Source organism: uncultured Agrobacterium sp. (assembly GCA_913777615.1).
GTDB lineage: Bacteria > Pseudomonadota > Alphaproteobacteria > Rhizobiales > Rhizobiaceae > Agrobacterium.
Genome location: CAJYTK010000004.1, coordinates 302,315 through 319,556, shown reverse-complemented (window position 1 = coordinate 319,556; position 17,242 = coordinate 302,315). Strand labels below are relative to the sequence as shown.

Below are 17,242 nucleotides of genomic sequence, written 5' to 3'. Positions count from 1 at the left end.
TGCTCGAGGCAAGCCTTCGTCTTCCGGGCAAAGGAGTTCCGTTTCACATTTGAATTCCGTACCCCGGCGCTCGTTGTGGCAAGGCGATGGCAATTTAGCAAGCCGTGTTTGATCCGAAACGGTCCCGCCGGCGTAAAAGCTCAGGTAAAAGCTATGTTATCGCGAGCATGCTACGATCTGCGCTGCTTGCCCTGAATATCCTGAGATCACCACTGGCTTTTGCAACGAGCGGGGAGGATAATGCGGGTATGCTGTCGTCCGATGAAGAATTTCTACGCACCCTTCCTGTCTTCCGGCATTTCGAGGACGTCGCGGAGCCAGCACTTTATCGACCTCTGCCGGACGGCTGGGTGCTGGCGCTTGCCGATATCGTCGATTCCACTGAAGCAATCGCCAGCGGTCGATACAAGGCTGTCAACATGGCCGGCGCCGGTGTCATTTCTGCCGTTCTCAACGCGCTTCAACGTCACGACCTGCCGTTTGTTTTCGGAGGAGACGGCGCGGCGATTGCCGTCCCGCCCAACGCGATCGATGCTTCCCGCGACGCTCTCTCGAAGGTGCGGGCGTGGGTCAGCGACGATCTTGGGCTGGCATTGCGAGCGGCCATCGTTCCGGTGACGGAAATCCGGGCGCAAGGACTGGACGTACGCGTGGCGCGGTTTCAGGCGAGCGACGATGTTTCCTATGCGATGTTTTCGGGTGGGGGAAACAATTGGGCAGACATGCAGATGAAGGGCGGACGCTATACGGTTGAGAGCGCTACACCCGGCGAGCGGCCCGACCTATCAGGTCTTTCGTGTCGCTGGAACCCCATCGAGGCGCGGTACGGAACCGTCGTGTCGATCATCGCGATGCCGCGTCCAGGTGGCGACATGACAGGCTTTCGGCGACTGGTGGCTGACATCGTAAGCCTTGCCAACGAGGATGGTCGCGGTGGACATCCGGTTCCGGTCGAAGGGCCTCCGCTTGGCTTCATTCGCGATGGACTCGTCATGGAAGCCAAGGCGCTGTCCGGCTTCGGCGATCGGCTGTCGCAACTGCGCAAAGGGTGCTGGGTGGCGTTTCAGACAGTGTTGATTAGTGTTCTCTACCGGCTGCGAAAGCCAATCGGGCGCTTCGATCCGGTTCAGTACAAAAGTGCGGTGGCCAGCAATACGGATTTCCGCAAGTTCGACGATGGTTTGAAGATGACAGTCGATGTGGATAGTCACCGCCTATCCCTGATCAAGGCGCGGCTAGGAAGCGCCGAACGGGACGGCGTGTGCTTCTACGGTCTGCATGAGCAGGGCGCTGCGTTGATGACGTGCATCGTCCCGAGCCCGCTCTCGCGAGACCACATGCATTTCGTGGACGGCGCCGCCGGTGGCTATGCGCGTGCCGCGCAAATACTCAAGGAGCAAGCGGCTTTATCAGCCTGAAACCTAAGGGATCGACTGTACCCGTTCGAAAATCGGGGCCGCTTTTCAGAAAAGCACGATGCTTCGATAAAAAACATAAAGCGTCCTATGTGCGTCCAACGAGACGCGCATAGGACGCTTTATTGCCGAGAGATCGCCGTTTCCTCTGACGAGCAACTCTGACCTGAGTGCAGTGTGCGCGCAGACATACGTGAAGCAATTGGTATTCAAGACCATAAAGCCGATGGGCAATTGCCGAAAAATATCCGGCGTTGCTGGCTGGCCGACATTAAGCAAAAACCAGGAGCAGCGGACTCTATCAGCTGCTCATGCGTTCAGGCTGCAGACTTGTTATCGCTTTGCGCGCAATAAATCTCTTCCAGCGTCGCCAGGACTTTTTTGACGGAGTCTGATGTGCTGGAATAGTAGATCGTCTGCGCATCGCGGCGCGTCTTGACCAGCCGCTGTGCGCGGAGCTTCGAAAGGTGCTGCGATAGTGCCGACTGGCTCAATCCAACCTGCGTTGCAAGAACGCCCACCGGGACTTCGCCTTCGACGAGGCTGCACAGTATCATCAGCCTTTTCGGGTTTGCCATTGCCGACAGAAGGCCTGCCGCCGAATTGGCTTGTTCTGATAATGTCTGCGTCGTCATTCACGCTCTCCTGAATCGAAGCCGCCCCTTGGCCACTCCCCTGAGGCACGAATGCCCCCAATAGGTGATAGTGTATCAATGCGGAACCCGGACTGTATATACCTAAATCTAAGGTAAAGGCTATTCTTTATTAGTGTTTTGTTGAATAATATATTTCCGTTTGGTCGGTGTATTTTTTAGCATCATTTTCTGAATTTCGGCATTTCAGATGAAAAATAAGAAATGTTTATCGCCAAACAGACGGTCAAATGATCTTTTTTGTTTTTGGGCAGTTTTTGGGCTCCACCATCGGTGTTTTAGGCTTGGTGTCATGACCGCCTAAAATCAAGTGCTAACCCATCTCAGGTAGAACCGGGTCGTCGGTGTGACGCGCGGGTGGGTTCTACTCTTGCGTGCTTGGGCGATTGTCATTTTTGTTTGATCTGTCTTTAGACAGCGCGCTCAGTCATCTTCAGGCGTTGCGATCTGTTGTTTGCCTGCAGAGCACCGCTTGATCTGTGGTGCTCTGCTTCTTCGTGTCAAGGCAGCTCTTCGGTTAAGGCCGCTGATCGTTTTGCCGCGAGGACATCATCGATTGCGATGACGCGTCAAACCGCGAACGATATCCTCCGGGCCGATCGTGCCAATAACCGCGCCGTGTTCGACAATGCCGATGGTGCCTGGCTGTTTTGCCATCGCGTCCAGTATATCGACCAGCGGCAAAGAGGGACGGGCGGTCGCAACGACCGGCATGTTGCCGGTTTCTGCCGTTACGCCAGGCCGCATGACATCTGCTGCCGTCAGCATGGAAATCGGGTTCATGTTCTGAACGAAATCCGCGACATACTGATTGGCAGGGTTGCGAACGATGTCCTGCGGCGTGCCACATTGGATAATGTGACCGCCTTCCATCATGGCGATGCGGTTGCCGATGCGAAATGCCTCGTCGAGATCGTGGCTGACAAAGAGGATCGTCTTCTTCAGCCTGCTCTGGAACTCGAGAAGCTCATCTTGGAGACGGCTGCGGATCAAGGGATCGAGAGCTGAAAACGGCTCGTCCATCAGAAGAATCGGCGCACCGGTCGCAAAGGCCCGTGCAAGGCCAACGCGTTGCTGCATACCGCCCGAAAGTTCACCCACCTTGCGGTTGGCCCAGTCGGACAGATTGACGAGTTCGAGCTGTTCGGCCACCCGCTTCTTGCGTGCGGCTTCCGGCATGCCTGAAAGCTCCAGCCCGAAGCCGACATTGTCAGCCACATTTCGCCAGGGCAAAAGGCCGAACTGCTGGAAGACCATCGATACGGTGCGCGCACGAAGGTCTCGCAGTACCTTCGTCGACGCCATGTAGGGATCGACAAAGCCGGTGTCGGTCTTGACGCTGACATTGCCGCGCACCACAGGGGCAAGCCGGTTGACGGCGCGTAGCAAGGTCGATTTGCCAGAGCCCGACAAACCCATCAGGACAAGGATTTCGCCCTCCTTGACCGACAACGAGGCATTGGCGACGCCAAGGACGAGGCCGGTTTCCTTGTTGATGTCGCTGCGGGTTCGCCCTGCATCGATCATAGGGAGGGCGGCGCTGGGATTGTCGCCGAAGACGATATCGACGTTTCCGAAGATGATTGCGTCACTCATGCCTCATCCTCCGAGCCTGGCAGGCGAAACAGCCGGTCCAAAATGATCGCGACGATGACGATGCAAAGACCCGCTTCGAAGCCCATCGCTATGTTGACGGTGTTCAGGGCGCGCACGACAGGCACGCCAAGACCGTTTGCGCCGACGAGCGCCGAGATGACCACCATGGACAGCGATAACATGATGGTCTGGGTCAGGCCCGCCATGATCTGCGGCATGGCGAAGGGCAGTTCGACCTTGCGCAGGACCTGTGACGGCGTTGCGCCGAAAGCCACTGCGGCCTCCACCAGCGCCGGCGGCGTGGAAATGATGCCCAGACGTGTGAGACGGATGGGAGCAGGGACCGCGAAGATCACGGTTGCGATGAGGCCCGGCACCATGCCCAGTCCGAAAAGCACGAGTGCAGGGATGAGATAAACGAAGGTCGGGATCGTCTGCATCAGGTCCAGCGCGGGGCGCATGACGCTATAGACCCATTTTCGCCGAGCCGCGAGGATGCCAAGCGGAATGCCGATCAGCATACAGACCGAGCTTGCGGCAATCACGAGCGCCAACGTTTCGGTCGTTGCTTTCCAGTATCCGAGATTGATGATGAGAAGCAGGCCGAGGGCTGTGAAGAGCGGCATGCCAATCGAGCGTCTCATCCAGGCGGAGAGCGCGGTCAGTATCGCCACTATGACAAGGGGGTGGGGCGCCTGGAGGACATAGAGGATGGCGTCGATGACGCTTCCGAAAATAAAGGCTAACCAATCGAAAAAGAAAGAAAGATTTGTGGTCAGCCAGTCAATTGCCTCTTTGGCATAACGACCGACCGGTAAACGATTTTGGGGTGCACTGAGCCATTCCACGGTAAGATTTTGCCTTTCGTGAACGGGTTCATTTATTCGGCTTCCGACGCTCAAGCGTTCGGAAGCCGGGCGTGATAGGAAATTTACCGGCCGTTACAGGCCGATATTCTTCTTGGCTGCCGCCAGCGCATCGCCGCTGCCGTCCTTGGTCTTCACGCCTGCAAGCCATGGCTCGATAACGCTCGGGTTGGCCTTCAGCCATGCGGTGGCTGCGGCTTCGCCTTCCATGCCGTCATTCAGGATTTTGCCCATGATCTCGTTTTCCATCGGAAGCGAGAATTGCAGGTTCTTCAGGAAGGTGCCGACATTCGGACATTCATCCAGATAACCCTTGCGAACGTTCGTGTAGATCGTCGCGCCGCCGAGGTTCGGGCCGAAGACGTCGTCGCCGCCTGTCAGATAGGTCAGCTTGAAGTTGGAGTTCATCGGATGGGGTTCCCAACCGAGAAATACGATGGGCTCACCGGCCTTATCGGCGCGTGCTACCTGCGCCAGCATGCCCTGCTCGGAGGATTCCACTACCTGGAAGTCCTTCAGACCAAAGGTATCTTTTTCGACCATGCCGAGAATGAGGCGGTTGCCGTCATTGCCGGGCTCGATGCCGTAAATCTTGCCGCCGAGTTCGCTGCTATGGGTTGTGATATCCTTGAAGTCCTTGATGCCGAGTTCGGCACCCTTGGCATTTGTGGCGAGTGTGTATTTCGCGCCCGTCAGGTTCTCGCGCACGGTTTCGACGGATTTGTCTTCGCGATAAGGCTTGATGTCGCCTTCCATCGTCGGCATCCAGTTGCCGAGGAAGACGTCGATGTCCTTGTTTTTCAGAGAATTGTAGGTAACCGGAACGGAGAGAAGCTTGACGTCGGTTTCGTAGCCAATGCTTTTCAGGATGGCAGATGCAGTGGCTGTAGTTGCGGTAATGTCGGTCCAGCCGACATCCGAGAAGCGAACCGTTCCGCAGCTTTTGGCTTCAGCCGCCATGGCGCTCGAGGAAAAGACTGCGATTGCGGAGACTGCCGCGGCAAGAACCAGACAGCGACGATGTTGTGCAAGCATTGCTTACTCCCTTTTTTGTTCCCGTATCATTATCAATATCCGCCAATCACAATCAACTCATGCGTATTTGCGTGGGCAATGGCGCTGTTTGCGACATTGTCGGCTACCGGCTGCGACGAGCGGAGCGAAAGCTGTGACTTTTGCGCTTGCACCCTTCCTTCCGCTCTCCGTGCGGGGCAAAAGAGCACAAACCTGCATCGGAGGCCATGATGGCGAAGCTCTATTTCAACTATTCGGCAATGAATGCCGGAAAATCCACCATGCTTCTGCAGGCCTCCTACAACTACCAGGAGCGTGGAATGCGCACGCTCATTTTTACCGCAGCCTTCGACAACAGGGCGGGTGTCGGCAAGGTCGCATCGCGCATCGGCTTGTCATCGGATGCGATGATCTTCGAAGACAGCACGGATATTTTTGCCGAAGTTGCGCGACTGCACTCGGAGGAGCCGGTGGCTTGCGTCTTCATCGATGAGGCGAACTTCCTTTCTGAGCACCATGTCTGGCAGTTGGCGAATATTGCCGACAGACTCAATATTCCGGTCATGACCTACGGTCTGCGCACGGATTTTCAGGGCAAGCTTTTTCCCGCATCGAAAGAACTTCTCGCCATCGCGGATGAGCTTCGGGAAATCCGGACCATCTGCCATTGCGGTCGCAAGGCCACCATGGTGGCGCGCTTCGACGAAGGCGGCGCGGTCGTCAAGGAAGGTGCCCAGATCGACGTCGGCGGCAATGAAAAATATATTTCCTTCTGCCGTCGCCACTGGGTCGAAGCGGTGAAGGGCGAGTGAAGGCACGCTCCTGGCACGGCGGCAGGATCTCACGCGCAATTTGACTCTGGTCAAAGAGGCAGCGCTCGTTCAGGCGTAGGACCTTTTGCCGACGGACCGCATCAAGCGGTTCCCTTTCAGGAGTAAGCGCTATGCAGAACAGGGTTCTTCACCTTCTCACCGCGGCAGTCGTTGCCGGCATCTTCAGCTTTCCGGTTGCGGCTGCCGAGATCGAGATCAAGATGCTGAACAAGGGAGCGGATGGCGAAGCCATGGTCTTCGAACCCGCAGCGGTCAAGGCGAATGTCGGCGATGTGATCACCTTCGTTCCAGTCGACAAGGGCCATGACGCCGCCTCGATCAAGGAGTTGTTGCCGGATGGCGTTGCCGAGGCCAAAGGTAAGATGAACGAGGCGCTAAAGGTGACGGTGGACAAAGAGGGCGCCTACGTCTTCAAATGCACGCCGCATTTCGGCATGGGTATGGTGGCGCTGGTGGTTGTTGGCGATGCGCCGAGCAATCTCGATGCGGTCAAGGCGGGAAAAATGCCGAAGAAGGCGCGCGACCGCCTGGACGCGGAGCTGGCGAAGCTCAATCTGTGAGGCTGCGCCCCCGCTCGACGGTGTGGTGATGCGCTTGTCCTTTAATCCATCGCGTTGAGAATCGGGCCGTTCGTGGATAAATGAAAGCGGGCGGTCTACAGGAAAGCACGGTGCTTGGTTCAAGGACGACAGGGCGCGTCGCCATCTTTTCCGATACGCTCTCAGCTTTGATTCTCTGTTGAATGCCTGGCGTTATCGCAAAACCTTTGCGCGTTTTTTTCTGGATCATGCTTTAGTGCCAACTCGATTCGGGGAGAGGAACGCCATGGCGAAGACGCCGCCACTGGAAGGTGAGATTGAAAAGGTAAAGGCGGCAGTGAGCGCGATGCGCCTGGCCGAGGCTGATCTGCTTGAGCGGCTCAAGGGCTTTTCCGTAACAGGGAATGTCGCCGTCAAAGAGGAGGGCGATGATGGTGCCGAGCGGCAGGCTCTCGATGCGGTCTTGGCGCGTTATGACGAGGCCGAGAAAACTTTTGCCAATCTCACACTCTCCCTGTCCGGCGAAATCGAGAAAGCCTTTGAAAGCTTCCACGCGGCCAGTGAGCGTACGCGCTATGAAAAGCTGATGACATTCTTTTCCCGCAGCAAGGCCATGAAACTGAGGGCCGAGCGGGTGAAAAAACTTGCCATCGCACAGGAGCTGAAGCGATTGCTTTTTCTGTGCGATGATGTGGCCGCACTTCTGTCGGAGGAGAAACGCGCTGCGTCCGACCTTCATGAAAAGTGTGAAACGCCGCTGGTCGACCTTATGGAAAAGCGTCGGGAAGCGGCAACGACGATTGAAGCCGGGCGACAGCGGCTCAAAGAGATCAACGCAACCCTGGCAACCGTGCAATGGAAACTGGGAAGCGTTACGGATGACAAGCGGCGGGTGGTGCTGGAGGCCGAGCGCGAGGCGCTTTCTCTCACGCTTGAGGAGCAAGAGCGGGACTATCGCCTGACGAGGGCGCGCCATGAACGGCTCGAGGAGCATATTCTGTTACAGGAAGCTCTTTCGCAGCAAGCCACCCAGCGCCTTTCAGCGCATGCAACGCTTTATAACATTCTGGTGCTGGATATGGAGCGCGCCATTCAACTCTACGGCGCAGTAACGATGACGCTCGACGCGCTGATGCAGGATATATCCCAGGTAGACAATGTCCCGCGACCGCATCTTCTCGATCTTCTGAGAATACACGCCCATAATACCATCACGCTCGATGATATCGATAAGCGCCGGATGCCGGTGAAGGATGCCTTTACGCGTCGTTACACGGTCGCGCGCGCTCGCGTGGTCGCCATTGAAAGCACGGGTCAGACCTAAAAAGATGGCTGCGCGCTTTGCAACGCTCCAGCGCGCACCTATTTGAGGATGGCGTCTTACTCAGATAGGGGTTGGCCGTCCGATGACAATCGAGAGAGGTGAGCATGCTTGATTCCGTTTTGGCGTTTTTTCGGCGCATTTTCAGCGCGGTTGGAAGGGGCCTTTCGGTCATCGGTGCAGCGCTGATCTGGCCGTTTCGCGCCCGGCGGGGCCACGCGGGCGAACGGACATGGATGATACAGGCGCCGCTCGCCGTCTGTCTCGTGCTGCTTTTTGGTCTTTATGGCTATTTCATCTGGCAAACCCAGGTCTGGACGAACTTCAATCCGGATTATGTCGACGATTACAAGCTTTCGACCCGTACCGTTAGCGCCGGGCAGGAACTGCCAGCCGCTCCGGCAACTGTGCCCCAAGCGCAAACCAGCGCGCAGCCTGCGGCCGAGGCAACGACAGCTACTGCGGCTCCGGTAGCGCCAGCGTCGTCTGCGCGCAGCTGCCAGCCTTCCGCCACGGTGGATGTCGCGGCAGGTCTCATCGACTTCAATGTCGATCAAAATGCCTGGATATCCTCGATGCTGCTGTACAAGCTCGGATTGTTCGGCATGGATTGGGACAGCACGCCTTTTCTCGATAACAAGGCGTCTTTCCAGCGCGGTGTAAACCAGGCGGTTCGCCGCACGGCAGTAGAGCTGGTCGATACGCTCGGTCGCGTTCGCGGTACCTCCGGCATCAATAACGACCTTCAGAATGCTCGCGGCAATCTGCAATATGACGAATATTCCTGGTATTTCGGTCTGAGCCCCTTCGGTCCGAAGACGCCAACGCCAAGCTATTATCGTTCAGCGGCGGAGAGCCTGCGCAAGTTCAATGTCAGCCTCAGCCAGTGTACCTCGGTTTTCGATACGCGCGCGGACAATTTGATCCAGTTCATCGATCGTATCGCCAACGATATCGGCGGCACGTCCGCAATCCTTCGTGAACGCTCCGAGAACTACAATGGCGGCTGGTTCGACACGCGCGCAGATGATCGCTTCTGGTTCGCCTATGGCCAGCTTTACGGTTACTACGGCATCCTCTCGGCGGCGGGCGTGGATTTCCAGCAGGTCATTCGCGAGCGCAATGTCACAAGCCTATGGAACGATACGCTGGCGCAGACGCGGGCAGCCCTGCGGATACAACCATTCGTTATCTCAAATGGTGACGAAAGCGGATGGATCATGCCTTCGCATCTTGCGACGATGGGTTTTTACGTGCTGAGAGTGCGCTCTAACCTAGTGGAACTGCGCTCCGTCCTTGACCGCTGAACTGAGATCGCGCTTCCGGTGAGTTTTCATCGGGAGGGCGGTCAGTGTTTAAGGTCTAAGTCCTTGTCGAGTTGCGATATTTTGCTTTTTAAAAAGGTTCGCAGACGCTCAACTAATGACCTTCAGCCGGATCGCCTTGGCGACGAGCTGCGTTCTGTTGACGCAGTCAAGCTTTTTGATGGCATTGTTGAGATAGGCATTGATGGTGTGGTCCGAGAGAGACAGGATCTGACCAATCTCGGACGACGTTTTGCCGTGGGATGTCCAGCGAATGACTTCGATCTCCCGCTTCGTCAAGGATCTCGGCACCGCCATTTCAGCCTTGCGAACGCGGTCGTATACGTCGAACGCGTGGATGGAGATGATGCCGATTTCGTTGAGGACGGCTTGGCTTGGCTTTGGCGCCCGACCTTCGAAACGCAAAACGTAACGACGGCCGTTCAGAAAATTGATCGGTGCGATCACGCCGGTGTCAATGCCTTGTCGTGCCAGTCCATCTTTGATGACTTGGCAAACCGAGGACGAAAAGACCTCTTCGCGCATAGACCAGTACTGCGGTATCGATGAGTGGGCGATCTTTCCCAGGATGGGACATTCCAGCAGCGTGGAATGCTCGTCCATTGCCCTGATGAAGCTGGCAGGTAGTGTCGTCTCGAGGATAATAGGGGCTAGAAGCTTTTCCTCCGTGCACGGTACTTTCATCAACGTCACGTGCGAGAAGCCAAGAGTTTCAGCCATGGCGGAGACAGTTTTCAACCAATCGGAACGGTTCTGAGAAGCCAAGATTTCCTGACTGAATAGTGACTGCCGTTCCAATGTCGTCATCTTAACCACATTCAATGCGCTCATATGTTATGCTTGAGGCATATATCAATCACCACAAAATTCCACCCCTTACTTCCAATAGTCACACATTTGAATGTGCCGCGGATTCTTTTAATCGTTTAAACTTGAATAACCGTTCGCTGGTTGCCGAAAAGGAAGCAGCGAGCGTTATGGTGTGGGACCTTCACAAGCGTTGCCGGAGCAGGGCTTCACAAGTCGGGGTTGACCTTGGACGCTTTCTGCTTGTTCATCAGCTTTTCCAGGAAACCGAGCATCACCGCCGAAACAACGAAGGCAAGATGGATTATCGTGAACCACATCAGCTTGCTGTCGGAATATTGGTTGGCGTTCAGGAAAATCTGCAACAAATGGATGGAGGAAATAGCGACGATGGACGAGGCGACCTTGATCTTCAGGCTACCTGCATCCAGCTTACCGAGGAACGAGACCTGATCGTCAGCTTCATCGAAACGGCTGACGAAGTTTTCGTAGCCTGAGATCATCACCATGACGATCAGGCTCGCTACCAATGCGGCGTCGATCAAGGCCAGCATGGCGAGGATCATCTCGGCGTCGGTGTAGACGAAAACGTTTTTCGCGATCTTGAGAAACTTCAGGATGAAGGAAAAGGCATAAACGCCGAGAGCTGCGACAAGGCCGAAGTAAAACACGACCAGAAGCCAGCGGCTTGAAAGAATGATTCGTTCGATAATGAGTTCAAGTGATTTCATATTGGCGGGGCGCCTCCGGCCTGCGTTGCGATACGTTTACGATCGTAGAGCGGTGATCTAGGCGGAAGAAATTGATCTTCAAGTTAGTGGTGTTCGCAAATCTTGGTTGTCAGCGTTTTTTGGCGATTGAGCCGTATGCAACTGGTCTCCGGCTTCGTGTCACATTATTGCAACACATTGCATCCGCCTAAATGATGATAATTATTATCATGTTTATTATGTTGACTCGAACAATCATGTTTTCTACTCCTCCGTTCACGGCATAGCCGTCACATTTCAGCACATATCCGTCGAGCTAGCCCGAGGCTGTAGCGCGCACCGCCGCGCGTGCTTCTTGCCGCTCGTCATCAGGGGGTCAATCATGCTTATCCGCGGTTCTCAGTCCGCCTTGTTCGTCTGCACGGCGCTTGCGCTTGTGCTGTCCACTACCGTTGCCGCAGAGGCGCAGCCCGCACCCACACAGGACGATCAACAACCCACCGTGCTGAAACGAATCATTATCAAGGGTGCGCGTATCGCTTCGGGTAATTCGGCCACGAACGCAGCGTCCGACACGCCGCTTGCGAGCGGCACGACTGCAGATAATATCCGCAAGAAGGACATCAGCAATCTGCGCGATCTCGGCAATACGACGGAGCCAGGAGTGGACTTTGTTGCCAGCCGCCCGGGTGTTGCAGGCGGCACCTTTATCCGCGGGCTTGGTGGTGCGCGCATCGCCACCCTCATAGATGGAATCCCAATTCCGTATCTGGAAACCCTGACGCGAAGCGGGTCTTCCTCGCCGACTACCGGCATCAGCGACAGCACTGACAGCTTCGATTTCTCGTCGTTATCAGCGATCGATATCGTACGTGGTGCTGATTCCAGCCGGATCGGCTCGGGCGCGGTCGCCGGCGCGATCGTGCTCAATACTCTCGAACCTGAAGACGTAATCGGGCCGGACAAGGATTGGGGTGCCATAGCGAAGACAGGTTATGACAGTTCCGATCAGAGCATCAGCGGCTCCGCCGCAATTGCAAAAAGAGTGGGAGGAACGTCCGTCCTTTTGCAAGGCGGCTACAAGCGTGGTCACGAATTAGACAGCAAGGGTAACGACGATATTATCGGTATATCGCGTACTAAGAAGAACCCATCCGACAGTTACCAGCGCAGCGTGATGTTCAAGATGCGGCAGGACCTGGGCGAAAGGCACAAAATAGGATTTACGGTTGAGCGGTTTGATAAGGATATCGACACGGATCTAAAGACATTGCAATCGTCCGCGACGGCCACTTCTTTTCGTCCGGGGGATTACTGGGGATACGATGAGACTAAGCGCGATCGCATCTCGATTGATTACCGCTACGAGGCTGCGGAAGCTGGTGGCCTATTCGATGCGGCCAGCCTTACCCCCTACTGGCAGCGGCTGACGAAACAATCTGGTTCGTTTGGATTCAGGAACAACGGTACTCTCTACGAGCGCCATAATATGACTGAAGAAAGCGCGTTTGGACTAACGGGTGGCACGGTCTCAAATTTCGAGACGGGCACATACCATCATACCGTTCGGTTTGGCGGTAACGTGCAAATGTTTGATTATAAACAGTTTCTAACTTCCATTACCGGAGCAGCGTCCGCATCACAGGCCGATGTGCCTAAAGTTGATGGCACTCGCCTTGGAGTCTACCTAGATGACGAGATCGCATTCGGCGATAGCGGTTTTAAACTGACGCCAGGAATCCGGTTCGACTGGTACGATTACAATCCCAAAAACTCCTCTGGCTTTACTGGAAATAGTGGCTTCAACTATTTTGGCCTGCCAAGAGATAAGAGCGGTTCTCACTTGTCGCCGAAGCTTCTTGCGACCTATGATCTGACGACAGCTGTGCAACTCTTTGCGCAATGGTCTATGTCCTTCCGCGCACCGACTATGACGGAGCTTTACAGCAACTTTACCAACAATGCGGTCGGCTATACTGTTATCGGCAATCCAAACCTCAAGGACGAGACCGGGAACGGATTCGAAGTCGGAGCTAATTACGACGCTGGCGATCTGAGCGGAAAACTCACCGTATTCCACAACCGTTACCGCAATTTCATCGACACGACGTTTGCTGCCACACCGGACTTTCCAAATGGCTATAACAGTTGGGCGAACCGTGATAGCGTTCACATCTCCGGCGTCGAGGTTTCCAGTCGGAAGGACTTTGACAACGGCGTCTTCCTCCACGGCTCACTGGCTTATGCCTATGGCAAGGATCAAAACTCCGGCGAATTCATTCGGACTGTTGCTCCAGTCAAGGCGGTAGTTGGCATAGGCTATGAGCAGGAAAGGTGGGGGACGGAGCTGTCCGGGGTGATTGCAGGTGGCATGCGGGACGACAACAAACCCCAAACCTTCGATGCGCCGGGCTACGGGATTGCCAATTTGACCGGTTGGTGGGAGCCAGAGACGCTGCAAGGCCTCCGCGTTCAGGCAGGTATCTACAATATATTCGACAAGACATATTGGAACGCTGTTGGCGTACGCGATATTAATCCAAACACCACTACCACTATTAATCAGCCGACGGCTTACTACACCGAGCCCGGTCGTACCTTCAAAGTATCTTTGACGAAGACATTCTGAAAATCGATTTGCACGAATATAGGGCGGCGTCAGCCGCCCTATCATCTTTGCCGGCAGTACAGGTAGCCGCCCTTCCGCTCCAGCACGTCCAGATGCAGATGGTCCTGGTGGGTGGCGTCGCTGCCGGGGGAGAGGACTGTACGGAAAAACAAACAGGCGGCGGTGGTAATGGAGCGTTGGAAGGCGCCTTCCATGGTGCCGTCTTCGGCCCTCGGTTTCATCACCAGAGGTTCGCCCTTGTCGAATGTCATCGTGGCAATGTCGACGGCGTTGCCCTTGGCGTGTTCGGACATCTTGCCCGTGGCCGCACTGTTGCGGTTGCGGCAGATATAGGTCGAGGCGTTTCCAAAGGCTGTGACCTGGCGGTCGGGCATGGCGATTTTGGCGGTGGGGAGGACGATGTCCTTCGTCCAGCGGGAAAGCGCGAGCGCTGCCTCGCAACGCATCGTTCCCTTCGGCTCGAGCTTGATGCCGGGCAGCACCGCGGCGACTTCCAGCGGCGAGGCAATGCCGCAACCATCTTCCTCGCCCTTGATTGGCTCGATCTCTCGAAACTCGGCGCCAAGTTCTTTCAGTTGCGACAGACAGGCTTTCAGCTCTTCCGGGTTCTCCTGCTTCACTGGTTCGGGCGCGGGTTCCTCGGCTTTCTTTTCCTCGACTGGTTTGCCGTCGGCAGGCTTTCCATCCGTGGCTTTGTCCGTCTCCTGCTTTCCATCCTCCGATTTCTTCTCGCTAGCCGTCTCGCTGGCTTTATCGCTCCCTGCCGGTACAGCCTCCTGAGAGCTTGGGGTCTCGGGTTTGTCCTGCGGCTTTGGCACCGTGTTTTCCGGCGGGGGCTGGACCTGCTCTTGCGAGGCCTCGCCTTTCTTCGGTGAGGTTGGCTGTTCAGGCGTTTCCTGCTGAGGTTTGGCTTCTGGAACTGGAACCTGTTTGGGTGGTTCGGATGCAGCGATCAGCAAGGATGCCGCGGCCAGAATGAAGAAACGTTGAAGCATGTTGGTCTGTCGCCCCCTGTTGCGCAATTGGTTGCGCGAAAGCGACAACGCGCCAATGAGCCATCCGGTTCAGGCGTGCCCGCAAATCCGCTTGCCAAGGACGCCTGTTGCCGCTAACAATTTGGCCCATGAACACAACGTCGAAGAACATTGCGATCTGGTGGTGGGGCAGCTAAGGCGGCCTTGACCAGTCATGTTCACACGACACGTCCAAGCCGCCCGAAATTTCAGGCGGCTTTTTTGTTATTTTGCCGCCGGTCATCAACGGGTCTAAAAAACGGGAACTGCAAGTAAAATGGTTACAATCACTCAGGATGACGGTTCGGAAACCTACCAGACCAAGGGCGGCATCAAGGTCTCGCGCACGCGTCGCGCCGCCGATTATGCCAGCGCGATCGACGGCTATGTCGACGGTCTTGATTCCCGTCGCGGCGCGGTCTTCTCATCCAATTACGAATATCCTGGCCGCTATACCCGTTGGGATACCGCGATCATCGATCCGCCGCTTGGCATTTCCTCCTTCGGCCGCAAGATGTGGATCGAGGCTTATAATGGTCGCGGCGAAGTGTTGCTGTCCTTTATTGCAGACAAGCTCAAGGAAACACCGGATCTGACGCTGGGTGCATTGACGGCTCGCCGTCTCGATCTCATGGTCAATGAGCCGGACCGTGTCTTTACCGAGGAAGAGCGTTCCAAGATCCCGACGGTCTTTTCGCCGCTGCGCGCCATTGTCGATCTGTTCTATTCCAGCGCGGATTCCGCCATTGGGCTTTTCGGCGCCTTCGGTTACGATCTTGCCTTCCAGTTTGACGCCATCAAGCTGTCGCTGCAACGCCCGGAAGATCAACGCGATATGGTTCTCTTCCTGCCGGATGAAATTCTGGTGGTGGATCACTATTCCGCCAAGGCCTGGATTGATCGCTACGATTTCGAAAAGGCCGGTGTGACCACACTCGGCAAGTCGGAAGAGACCGCGCAGGAGCCGTTCAAGACAACCGACACGATCCCGCCGCGTGGCGACCATCATCCTGGCGAATATTCCGAACTGGTGGTGAAGGCGAAGGAAAGCTTCCGCCGTGGCGACCTTTTCGAAGTAGTGCCGGGCCAGAAGTTCATGGAGCGCTGCGACAGCAATCCATCGGCCATTTCCCGTCGCCTGAAGGCGATCAATCCGTCGCCCTATTCCTTCTTCATCAATCTCGGCCATCAGGAATATCTGGTCGGCGCCTCGCCGGAAATGTTCGTGCGCGTCTCCGGACGCCGTATCGAGACCTGCCCGATTTCCGGCACCATCAAGCGCGGCGACGACCCGATTGCCGATAGCGAACAGATCCTCAAGCTACTGAACTCGAAGAAGGATGAGTCCGAACTGACCATGTGTTCGGATGTGGACCGCAACGACAAGAGCCGCGTCTGCGAGCCGGGCTCGGTCAAGGTCATTGGCCGCCGCCAGATCGAGATGTATTCACGCCTCATCCACACGGTGGACCATATCGAAGGCCGTCTGCGCGACGATATGGATGCCTTCGATGGCTTCCTGTCCCATGCCTGGGCTGTAACCGTCACCGGTGCGCCAAAACTCTGGGCCATGCGGTTCATCGAGAAGCATGAAAAGAGCCCGCGCGCATGGTACGGTGGCGCCATCGGCATGGTCGGCTTCAATGGCGACATGAACACCGGACTGACGCTGCGCACCATCCGCATCAAGGATGGGATTGCAGAAGTCAGAGCAGGGGCGACGCTTTTGAACGATTCCATTCCACAGGAAGAAGAAGCGGAAACCGAACTGAAGGCATCGGCCATGATTGCAGCCATTCGCGATGCGAAAGCCCAGAACTCCACCGCCGGCAAGCGTGATGCCGCAAAGGTCGGAACCGGTGTGAAAATCCTGCTGGTGGATCACGAAGACAGCTTCGTGCATACGCTCGCCAACTATTTCCGCCAGACGGGTGCAACGGTATCCACCGTACGCACGCCCGTTCCGGCAGAAATTTTCGAGCGCTTCCAGCCGGATCTCGTGGTTCTGTCGCCTGGACCTGGCAACCCCAGCGATTTCGATTGCAAGGCGACGATCAAGGCTGCCCGTTCTCGCGATCTGCCGATCTTCGGCGTGTGCCTCGGGCTTCAGGCGCTGGCGGAAGCCTATGGGGGCGAGTTGCGCCAACTGGCAATTCCCATGCACGGCAAGCCCTCGCGCATCCGCGTGCTGGAACCCGGTCTCGTCTTCTCCGGCCTTGGCCGCGAAGTAACGGTCGGTCGCTACCACTCCATCTTTGCCGACCCTGCTACGCTTCACCGCGATTTCATGATCACGGCGGAAAGCGAAGACGGCACGATCATGGGGATCGAGCACACGAAGGAGCCGGTCGCGGCGGTGCAGTTCCACCCGGAATCGATCATGACGCTCGGCGGCGATGCTGGCATGCGGATGATTGAGAACGTGGTGACGCATCTGGTGCGCAAGGCAAAGACCAAGGCTGCCTGATTACAAATCCTTGGCGGCGTCTTTGGACGCCGCCATGTCTCCTGCTTTGCGTGA

The 17,242-nt window shown here is 56.3% G+C and carries 14 protein-coding genes; 7 read left to right on the top strand and 7 right to left on the bottom strand.

The features are described from left to right. The first annotated feature begins 248 nt into the window (after positions 1 to 248). Positions 249 to 1,418 carry a DUF3095 domain-containing protein gene (locus QZ862_RS03505; RefSeq protein WP_296014501.1) on the top strand — a complete coding sequence of 390 codons (1,170 nt, stop codon included), beginning with the start codon at positions 249 to 251 and terminating at the stop codon, positions 1,416 to 1,418. A gap of 314 nt (positions 1,419 to 1,732) precedes the next feature. Here QZ862_RS03505 and QZ862_RS03500 read toward each other — a convergent pair whose 3' ends face one another. The 4 genes from QZ862_RS03500 to QZ862_RS03485 all read right to left on the bottom strand — a co-directional run bounded on the left by QZ862_RS03500 (position 1,733) and on the right by QZ862_RS03485 (position 5,490). Continuing rightward, positions 1,733 to 2,050 (bottom strand): metalloregulator ArsR/SmtB family transcription factor, encoded by a 318-nt coding sequence (locus QZ862_RS03500; protein WP_296014500.1) that lies wholly within the window; start codon positions 2,048 to 2,050, stop codon positions 1,733 to 1,735. Between the two features lie 567 nt (positions 2,051 to 2,617). Then, the gene (choV, locus tag QZ862_RS03495) at positions 2,618 to 3,664 is read right to left on the bottom strand and encodes a choline ABC transporter ATP-binding protein (protein WP_296097520.1); all 1,047 of its coding nucleotides are present in this window, start codon (positions 3,662 to 3,664) and stop codon (positions 2,618 to 2,620) included. Then, complete coding sequence (gene choW / locus QZ862_RS03490; protein ID WP_296014496.1) at positions 3,661 to 4,512, bottom strand: choline ABC transporter permease subunit; 852 nt, start codon at positions 4,510 to 4,512, stop codon at positions 3,661 to 3,663. The genes choV and choW overlap by 4 nt, the downstream gene beginning before the upstream one ends. A 93-nt stretch (positions 4,513 to 4,605) precedes the next feature. Then, entirely contained in the window at positions 4,606 to 5,490 is an 885-nt protein-coding gene (locus tag QZ862_RS03485; RefSeq protein WP_296082071.1) for a choline ABC transporter substrate-binding protein, read from the bottom strand. Between the two features lie 284 nt (positions 5,491 to 5,774). Here QZ862_RS03485 and QZ862_RS03480 point away from each other — a divergent pair, with 284 nt between their 5' ends. The 4 genes from QZ862_RS03480 (at position 5,775) to QZ862_RS03465 (ending at position 9,544) form a co-directional block, all read left to right on the top strand. Next, positions 5,775 to 6,356 (top strand): thymidine kinase, encoded by a 582-nt coding sequence (locus QZ862_RS03480; RefSeq protein WP_296014495.1) that lies wholly within the window; start codon positions 5,775 to 5,777, stop codon positions 6,354 to 6,356. A gap of 131 nt (positions 6,357 to 6,487) precedes the next feature. Continuing rightward, complete coding sequence (locus QZ862_RS03475) at positions 6,488 to 6,937, top strand: pseudoazurin (RefSeq protein ID WP_296082059.1); 450 nt, start codon at positions 6,488 to 6,490, stop codon at positions 6,935 to 6,937. Between the two features lie 265 nt (positions 6,938 to 7,202). Further along, positions 7,203 to 8,240 (top strand): hypothetical protein, encoded by a 1,038-nt coding sequence (locus tag QZ862_RS03470; protein ID WP_296097517.1) that lies wholly within the window; start codon positions 7,203 to 7,205, stop codon positions 8,238 to 8,240. 104 nt (positions 8,241 to 8,344) lie between these two features. Beyond that, positions 8,345 to 9,544, top strand: coding sequence for a DUF2333 family protein (locus tag QZ862_RS03465; RefSeq protein ID WP_296014491.1), 1,200 nt, complete (start codon positions 8,345 to 8,347; stop codon positions 9,542 to 9,544). A gap of 108 nt (positions 9,545 to 9,652) precedes the next feature. Here the strand turns inward: QZ862_RS03465 and QZ862_RS03460 are convergent, their stop codons facing one another. Both QZ862_RS03460 and QZ862_RS03455 read right to left on the bottom strand, forming a co-directional pair. Then, positions 9,653 to 10,369: a LuxR family transcriptional regulator gene (locus tag QZ862_RS03460; protein ID WP_296097515.1), complete on the bottom strand. Its 717-nt coding sequence runs from the start codon at positions 10,367 to 10,369 to the stop codon at positions 9,653 to 9,655. A gap of 209 nt (positions 10,370 to 10,578) precedes the next feature. Further along, the gene (locus QZ862_RS03455; protein ID WP_296082069.1) at positions 10,579 to 11,100 is read right to left on the bottom strand and encodes a TIGR00645 family protein; all 522 of its coding nucleotides are present in this window, start codon (positions 11,098 to 11,100) and stop codon (positions 10,579 to 10,581) included. 361 nt (positions 11,101 to 11,461) lie between these two features. Between QZ862_RS03455 and QZ862_RS03450 the strand changes: the two genes are divergently transcribed. Then, positions 11,462 to 13,708, top strand: coding sequence for a TonB-dependent hemoglobin/transferrin/lactoferrin family receptor (locus tag QZ862_RS03450; RefSeq protein WP_296097513.1), 2,247 nt, complete (start codon positions 11,462 to 11,464; stop codon positions 13,706 to 13,708). Positions 13,709 to 13,749: 41 nt separating this feature from the next. Here QZ862_RS03450 and QZ862_RS03445 read toward each other — a convergent pair whose 3' ends face one another. Then, positions 13,750 to 14,703, bottom strand: a complete 954-nt coding sequence (locus tag QZ862_RS03445) for an extensin family protein (protein WP_296097512.1) — start codon at positions 14,701 to 14,703, stop codon at positions 13,750 to 13,752. A gap of 295 nt (positions 14,704 to 14,998) precedes the next feature. Here QZ862_RS03445 and QZ862_RS03440 point away from each other — a divergent pair, with 295 nt between their 5' ends. Next, positions 14,999 to 17,188, top strand: coding sequence for an anthranilate synthase (locus tag QZ862_RS03440; protein WP_296097510.1), 2,190 nt, complete (start codon positions 14,999 to 15,001; stop codon positions 17,186 to 17,188). Positions 17,189 to 17,242 lie beyond the last annotated feature (54 nt).